The sequence below is a fragment of the Clostridium grantii DSM 8605 genome (genome assembly GCF_900129965.1).
GTDB classification, from domain to species: Bacteria; Bacillota; Clostridia; order Clostridiales; family Clostridiaceae; genus Clostridium_AF; species Clostridium_AF grantii.
Window position 1 is genome coordinate 1 of sequence record NZ_FQXM01000058.1, and the last position, 5,237, is coordinate 5,237.

The following is a 5,237-nucleotide window of genomic DNA, read 5'->3' on the forward strand; positions in this document are numbered from 1 at the left end:
TGGGGGAGGTTGTTTGGGTAGAGTTTTATGAGGAGCATCCGAATAAAAATAGAGTGATTATTAGTCTTGATTATAGTGTATAATATAAGTAAAGGAATATAGTGGAGATAGGTAGGTGAAATTTATGCCATATAATGTGAAGATTGAGTTAGATAATTTATTAAAAGAAATAAATGAAGTATCAGATGTAAATTCTATTTATCTGTTTGGATCTTATGCCTATGGAAATCCTAATGAAGATAGCGATTTAGACATATGTGTAGTAACCAATGATAAAAGCAAAAGAAAAATTGAAATCATGAAATTAATAAGAAAATCAATATCTAAAGTGGCGACTATGCCAGTTGATTTATTAGTTTATTATAGTGATGAATTTAATGAAAGAGCTAAATCAGAGTGCACTATGGAACATGAAATTTTACTTCAGGGAGTTAAACTTTATGGATAACAAAGAGATAGCTAAAGAATGGTTTGAATTTGCAAAACGAGATTTAGAGTCAGCTAAGTTTTTAATGAATATGTATCCAAAGCCATTAGAAATTATATGCTATCATTGTGAACAAAGTGCTGAAAAATATATAAAAGGGTATCTTATTGCAATTGGAAACAAAGTTGAAAAGACTCATGATTTAGTATTGCTTAATTCTAAATGTAGAGATATAAACTGTAGTTTTAATGATATTGAAGATGATTGCATTGAGCTTGTTCCATATGGAGTGCAAGTTAGATATCCATATCAGTTGGAAGTAAATGAAGATGATGTAAAGAGTGCTATTAGTAGTGCAGAAAGAATAGAAAAATTCATACAAAAAATATTAGGGTAGTCAACTATGACTACCTTTAATTTTGTTTGTTTTACGGGTACCTAGAAAGAGATGTTGGTCGTTGTGGAGCTGATGGGTATTTTGGTGGGGATACTGAGAAAGCTGTTAGGAAGTTTCAGGGGTATGTTGGGGTTGGGGTTGATGGTGTTGTTGGGGGAGGTTGTTTGGACAGTAAGGTTAGCCAAGTAAATCAAATAGTTGTATTATAAATACTTTAAAAATAAATAAAATTTAAAGAATAAAAGCCAACTCAATTGAATTGGCTTTTATAAATAAGAGTGGTACAGGATAAAACCCTCCACCTGATCAAAGTATGCATCGGATAGAAATACATGTCAATAATTTAATGCAAGTCCATATTGAATTTCTTACATTTTAATGAAAGAACGGCTTTCGGAATTTAGTTATAATACAAATTAAAACACAAATCCAAAATAATTAAAAAATATGTAAAATGTGGTACAAATATTTTGACGTAAGAAGTAGTTATAATAAATTGAACAGAATGAAGAGAAATAAAATATGTGGAACTCTTTTCGATATCTAAATTTACGAAGATTATGAAAAAAAATATATATATGAAGAAATATGTTGAGATTTAATTACTAAAAATAACATATATAAAGGGGAAGTACTATGGCATTTCAAACACCACTTACAATAAGCGAAGTAATTACAAATATCGATTCTAAAAAATATTTACTTCCATCAATTCAACGGGAATTTGTATGGAGCACAAATCAAATTACAAAATTATTTGATAGTTTGATGAGGGATTATCCTATTAATGCATTTTTATTTTGGAAAGTTTCTAAGGAAAATATAAATGAGTTTAGATTTTATGAATTTTTAAGAGATTATCATCAACGGAAGAAAAGGCATAATGAAAAGGCGAATTTAAATGGCAGTGAGGATATTATTGCCATTTTAGATGGGCAGCAAAGATTGACTTCACTTTATATAGGATTAAAAGGATCGTATGCTTATAAGCTTTCTTATAAACGTTGGGATAATGACCAAGCATATCCTGTTAGAAAATTGTATCTTAATCTTTTAACAGCTTCTGAGGATCCAGAGAATGAATATGAATTTGAATTTTTAACAGAGAGTGAAGCAGAAAACAAAGAGGATGATTTAGAACACCATTGGTTTCCTGTAGGGAAGATACTTGACCTAAAAGAACAAAGTGAGGTTAATGAATATCTAATTGAAAATGATTTGTCTTCTAATCAAGATAAAGCTAAGGCGAAATTTGCAAATAGGGCACTATTTAAGCTTCATTCCGTAATACATACTACAGCTATTATTAGTTATTATCTAGAACAAAGTAAGGAATTAGATAAAGTATTAAATATTTTTATTCGTGTAAATAGCGGAGGTACTACATTGAATTATTCTGATTTATTGTTATCTTTCGCAACAGCTCAATGGGATAAAAGGGATGCAAGGGAAGAAATTAATCAGTTTGTTGATGAAATTAATGAAATTGGACGAGGATTTAATGTTAATAAAGATTTTGTTTTAAAGGCTTGTTTAGTACTGAGTGATTTTAGTGATATTTCTTTTAAGGTGGATAACTTTAATAAAAGTAATATGTTGAAAATACAAGCTGATTGGGATGATATAACTAAAGCAATAAGAGATGCAATGAGATTAATTGCAAGCTTTGGATTTAGTCGAGAGAATATTACTTCTAATAATCTTATTATTCCGATTGCTTATTATCTGAAACATATTGGACTACCAGATAACTTTGAAATTAGTAGCTCCAAAATTAATGATAGAGCAAAAATTAAAAAATGGTTTACTCTTTCTCTATTAAAAAGAGTATTTAGCTTTATGCCTGATGGGGTATTGAAGCCAGTTCGAGATATTATTATTAAAAATGATACTGGAGAATTTCCACTAGAGCAAATTATTCAGCACTTTAAAGGCGGTAATAGAAATTTAGCATTCACAAGTGATGAAATAAATAACTTGATGTATAGTAAATATGGACAAGGAAATACTTTGGTAATTATGTCGATTTTATATCCATGGGCAGATTTGAGAAATAACTTTCATATAGATCATATATTTGCTAAAAGTGGCTTTACAAAAAGGAAATTAGAGAAACGTGGAGTACCATCTGAAAGCATTGGGTTATATTTAGAGAATTATAATTACATAGGGAATTTACAACTTTTAGAATCTATCCCCAATATAGAAAAAAGTAATATGGATTTTGATAAGTGGATTGATGAAACTATTCCTGCAGGTGCAGTAGATGAGTATAAGACTAAACACTATATACCTAAACATATGAATTTGGGTATTATAAACTTTCAGCAATTCTTAGAGGAAAGAGAAAAAATTATAATTGATAAGTTACAACAGGCGTTATTATAATGAATGAGGCTATTGATTGATTCTATATGTGCTGTTTTTAAATTTTAATCTGTTACGTTTATGAAAAAATATGAAATTAAATCTAAGATGTATATGAGGGAAGGATGTATAGGTATAGTAGATATAGTAATGTAAGGATAAACTATGAAAATATATAAGCGTTTAAGAGTCAGGACAATAAGACTTTTAGATGTGAAGCGGATATATTATCTGAGGTTGAAGTGGAAAATGAAAGAATAGCAATATATAGCGTTATAATTAATAGTCATACTGGAAAAAGTGAAAGTAGTATAGAGTATTTTGATAACAAGGCAAAAACTAGTTCAATAGTAAGAGAAGCACTAAAGAAAATAAGAAAACTAAACTTTGGAAATATATGTGCAAGGGAATACTATGGAATGGATATTATAGAAGCAAGAAAGATAGCAGAAGAAAATGAAAATTGCACTCTTGGGATATTTCAATAGATGCTGATAATCAAAAAAACTCTTATGTAATTATAAGAGTTTTTTTGCGTGTATTTATTAGTAATAGATAAAAATATATGTTATATATGTTATAATTATTGATATGATGGATAAGTTTTACAATAATAATAATAAGAAAATATTATAATTTGGAAGTGATTTAATATGGAATCTGGAATTCTTGATAATCAGAATAATGGGACTGTAGGAGAATATTTAAAAGAAAACATTAATGATAAATCTAAGTTGTCAATAATCTCAGCATATTTCACAATATACGCATATAAAGCGCTAAAAGAAAAACTAGATAATATAGATAGCTTAAAATTTCTATTTGGAGAACCAACTTTTGTAACAAACAATGTTATTAATAAAAGAAAATCTTTTTGTATTACTAAAAAAGAATCTGAAAGTGAAAAAGATGTTGAAAGAGAAAATTTTATTACAGATTCTTCATATGACATTAGTTTAAAAGAAAAACTTAATCAAAGTTCAGTAGCAAGAGAATGTGTAAAATGGATAAATGAAAAAGTTGAAATTAGATCTATGATTAAACCTGATTTTTTACATGGGAAACTTTATCATATTGAGCAAAGTAATGGGGTACAAAAATCAGTTATGGGTAGTTCAAATTTTACAGTTAGTGGACTAGGGCTAGGAAAAGAAAAGAATATCGAATTAAATCTTATTACAGATTCTAATAGAGACATAAATGATCTAAAAAAATGGTTTGATGAGATTTGGAAAAATAAAAAATTAACTGAAGATGTTAAGGATGATGTAATAAAATATATTCAACAAATGTACATAGAAAATTCACCTGAGTTTATTTATTATGTTACTCTCTATAATATTTTTAATGAATTTCTTGAATGGCAAGAAGAAGAAAATATTTTGCAAGAACAAATAGGATTTACTGACACTGTTATATGGAGAACATTATATGACTTTCAGAAAGATGGAGTAAAAGGGGCTATAAACAAGATAAGTAAGCACAATGGCTGCATTATTGCTGATAGTGTTGGTCTTGGTAAAACATTTGAAGCATTAGCGGTAATTAAGTATTTTGAACTTAAAAACAAAAATGTACTTGTTTTATATCCTAAAAAGTTAAGAGATAACTGGCTAGTGTAGATTGTCAAGTAAAATTGACCCCCATTTACGTTGAATTTTGACCCCCTGGATCAAATTACAACTAAATTATATCCATCAATTTTAAGATTATTTGCTTTAACAATAAAACACCTAGAAGAATGATCAATGGATACATATTTGTTTAATTCCATAATTCTATCTTTAATAAGGTCTTTGACCATTTCATCAAAATGTAAATTAGGGGAAGCCTCCGTAGAGGCATTAATTCTATTCTTAACAGTCCTTGCAGGTATTTGATTATCAAGTTCTTCTAAACTCATGAATTCTGCCGTATCGGAGGCTTTCGCCTTATGCTTGTACAGTCTAGTAGCAGAGTCAAAATAATAATCAGTACCATTAAATAATCTTCTTTTTACCTGTTCAAAAGTAAGATTATATTTTTCTCTAGCCAGTATTTTAGCTG

The 5,237-nt window shown here is 28.5% G+C and carries 7 protein-coding genes; 6 read left to right on the forward strand and 1 reads right to left on the reverse strand.

The features are described 5' to 3' along the window. Positions 1 to 124: 124 nt before the first annotated feature. The 6 genes from BUB83_RS20715 to BUB83_RS20740 all read left to right on the forward strand — a co-directional run bounded on the left by BUB83_RS20715 (position 125) and on the right by BUB83_RS20740 (position 4,813). Positions 125 to 448 (forward strand): nucleotidyltransferase domain-containing protein, encoded by a 324-nt coding sequence (locus BUB83_RS20715; RefSeq protein WP_073340996.1) that lies wholly within the window; start codon positions 125 to 127, stop codon positions 446 to 448. After that, complete coding sequence (locus tag BUB83_RS20720; protein WP_073340990.1) at positions 441 to 824, forward strand: HEPN domain-containing protein; 384 nt, start codon at positions 441 to 443, stop codon at positions 822 to 824. The genes BUB83_RS20715 and BUB83_RS20720 overlap by 8 nt, the downstream gene beginning before the upstream one ends. A 26-nt stretch (positions 825 to 850) precedes the next feature. Continuing rightward, the gene (locus BUB83_RS20725; RefSeq protein ID WP_073340991.1) at positions 851 to 1,033 is read left to right on the forward strand and encodes a peptidoglycan-binding domain-containing protein; all 183 of its coding nucleotides are present in this window, start codon (positions 851 to 853) and stop codon (positions 1,031 to 1,033) included. Positions 1,034 to 1,460: 427 nt separating this feature from the next. Further along, positions 1,461 to 3,212: a DUF262 domain-containing protein gene (locus BUB83_RS20730; RefSeq protein ID WP_073340992.1), complete on the forward strand. Its 1,752-nt coding sequence runs from the start codon at positions 1,461 to 1,463 to the stop codon at positions 3,210 to 3,212. Positions 3,213 to 3,433: 221 nt separating this feature from the next. Continuing rightward, positions 3,434 to 3,679 carry a hypothetical protein gene (locus tag BUB83_RS20735; protein ID WP_073340993.1) on the forward strand — a complete coding sequence of 82 codons (246 nt, stop codon included), beginning with the start codon at positions 3,434 to 3,436 and terminating at the stop codon, positions 3,677 to 3,679. A 165-nt stretch (positions 3,680 to 3,844) separates the two neighbouring features. After that, complete coding sequence (locus BUB83_RS20740; protein ID WP_073340994.1) at positions 3,845 to 4,813, forward strand: phospholipase D-like domain-containing protein; 969 nt, start codon at positions 3,845 to 3,847, stop codon at positions 4,811 to 4,813. 50 nt (positions 4,814 to 4,863) lie between these two features. On the opposite strand, the gene BUB83_RS22115 is transcribed toward BUB83_RS20740, so the two are convergent. Continuing rightward, positions 4,864 to 5,237 (reverse strand): hypothetical protein (locus BUB83_RS22115; RefSeq protein ID WP_073340995.1); only part of this gene is annotated, 374 nt, incomplete at its 5' end.